Consider the following 2,747-nt stretch of genomic DNA (forward strand, 5'->3'; position numbering starts at 1 on the left):
CAAGTATTTCGCATAAGGTGTATTATGTTAATTTTAGAAATTCTAAAAAAGGGATAGTTAAAAACTATCCCTTTATCTTGTAAGAATTATCTTAGTAATAATACTGGTTTTGTAGAGCTTGATAACAATTTGGTCGTCGTACTACCAATAAAAAACTGGCGTATTTTTGAGTGACCATATGCACCAACCACCATCATATCAATAGCGTTTTTCTCTTGGTAATCTAATATTGATTTCTCGACATCACCTTCAAGTACGATATCAATTACATTAAAACCATTATTTGCAAGCAGCTCTTTTGCCCAAGTAACTTGAGATGTCATATCACTATTTGGCTTACCAACATATACCACATGAGCTGTCAGGTTTTTTAATAAAGGGCTATTGGCAATTTTTTCTACACAAATGCGTGCAGTCTGACTTCCATCAAAAGCAATTAAAAAAGACTTAGGTGGACTAAAAAGTGCAGATGTTATTAATACGGGTTTATGAAGGGCACGAACAACATTTTCAATATGGGTTCCAACTTTACTGGAATCATGCTCAGTTTCAGTCCCATGCTTACCCATAACAAGAACTCGAATGTCTTCTTCCATTCCCATAATTGTTTCTAAAAGACTGCCATGGCGTTGAAAACTTTGAGCATCAATAGAAAACTTCTCCAATAGATAATTCTTTGCTTCCCGAAGAAGAATCTGACCATGCTCTAGCTCAATTTTTCCCTTACGTTCTTCGAGTTCAACTAACTCGTTTAGCAAGGTTTCTCGACTTCCTAGACCAATTGCACCACTTAAATCTTGTGGGGCTTTCGCTTTTGGCTTATCAATGACATGCAATAGTTTAATAGGTGAACTAAGTTTATCGCTAAACCAAGCTGCATAATCACACACAGTATTTGTTACTAATGATCCATCAATACATGCAATAATTTTTGACATAACTAATCCCTCTTAGTGGCTATTTAAGCGATCTAAAGCATCTGGTTTGTCGTGGATACCAAACTTATCGACTAATGTTTTACTAGCTTCATTCATTCCAATAAGTTCGACTTCTGTTCCTTCACGTCTAAACTTAATGACCACTTTATCTACGGCAGCGACCGCAGACACATCCCAGAAGTGAGCCTGACTAACATCAATCACAACTTTTGAAAGTGCTTCTTTGAAATCAAATGCAGAAGTAAATTTATCTGCTGAGCTGAAGAACACTTGACCTGTTACCGTATAAATACGGGTATTTTCAGGTTCATTAAATTCGGACTGAATTGCCATGTAGCGTTCAATTTTGTTGGCAAAAAATAATGCAGAAAGAAGTACACCAACTAATACGCCATAAGCCAAATTATGTGTCGCAACGACCACGATGACTGTAACGATCATCACAATATTGCTAGATAAGGGATATTGGCGGATATTGCGTAGTGAATCCCAGTTAAATGTTCCAATTGCTACCATGATCATGACAGCAACCAGTGCAGCCATTGGAATGGCTTTAAGCCAGTCACTGATAAACACCACCATAATTAACAGAAAGACCCCTGCACTAAATGATGATAAACGGGTACGTCCACCAGATTTCACATTAATAATGGATTGACCAATCATGGCACAGCCTGCCATTCCGCCTAAGAAGCCTGAAGCGACATTGGCAACACCTTGCCCTTTACATTCTCGGTTTTTATCACTGGTGGTATCTGTTAAATCGTCGACAATTGTTGCGGTCATCATAGATTCAAGCAAACCGACGGCTGCTAATCCCAGTGAATAAGGCAAAATAATAGCTAAAGTTTCAAGATTTAAAGGAATATCAGGAAGTAAGAAAATTGGTAGCGTATCTGGTAATTGCCCCATATCGCCTACGGTTCTTACATCTAAACCAATGAACAAGGCAAAGAGCGTAAGGAGGACAATACAAATGAGAGGAGAGGGTAAAAGCTTCCCTATCACTGGGATATAAGGGAATAGATAAATAATAGCTAAACCTCCAACTGTCATCGCATAGACATGCCATGTCACATTGGTGAGTTCAGGCAATTGAGCCATAAAAATTAGAATAGCTAAGGCATTCACAAAGCCAATCACGACTGACTTTGATACAAACCGCATCAGAGCACCTAATTTTAGATAACCTGCTAGGATTTGAATAAATCCTGTCAAAATTGTGGCTGCTAATAAGTATTGCAGACCATGCTCTTTAACCAGTGTGACCATTAATAAAGCCATTGCACCAGTTGCAGCAGAAATCATACCAGGGCGACCACCTACGAAAGCAATCACGACTGCAATACAGAATGAAGCATATAGCCCGACTTTAGGGTCGACACCTGCAATGATGGAGAAGGCAATTGCTTCAGGAATTAGAGCCAAAGCAACAACAATACCCGCAAGAACATCCCCGCGAATATTGGAGAACCATTGTTCTCGAATAGTGGATAACATGAAAATAGCCTATTTTTTTAAATTTTAGGAAAGGCTAGTGATGTGATATATGACACACAAGCTACTACACCACATCACTAGACAGTGATGAGTTATTTACTGAATTAAGAGGTAAATAAACTTATGGTGGCGTAAGTGTCATATTAAGAAAGATATCTATTTTGGAGGATTTCGGGGGCAATGATAGCAGTTAGACTCTTTTCTATCCACCCTAACCGCAGTATCGAAGTAAAAGTATAGAATTATCATAGATAATTTTAGAATTGATTTATGTCCATTTAACATAATGGGCGTTATGCGAAACCAATC

General features: G+C 38.2%; 2 protein-coding genes. Both read right to left on the reverse strand.

The window, feature by feature from the left end:
- Positions 1-86: 86 nt before the first annotated feature.
- Positions 87-938, reverse strand: coding sequence for a universal stress protein (locus tag ACXM0J_RS18665; RefSeq protein WP_004870777.1), 852 nt, complete (start codon positions 936-938; stop codon positions 87-89).
- Between the two features lie 12 nt (positions 939-950).
- Complete coding sequence (locus ACXM0J_RS18670) at positions 951-2,438, reverse strand: SulP family inorganic anion transporter (protein WP_000953323.1); 1,488 nt, start codon at positions 2,436-2,438, stop codon at positions 951-953.
- Between the last annotated feature and the right edge of the window lie 309 nt (positions 2,439-2,747).

It is taken from the genome of Acinetobacter sp. GRABPA_MV_2 (genome assembly GCF_056725885.1).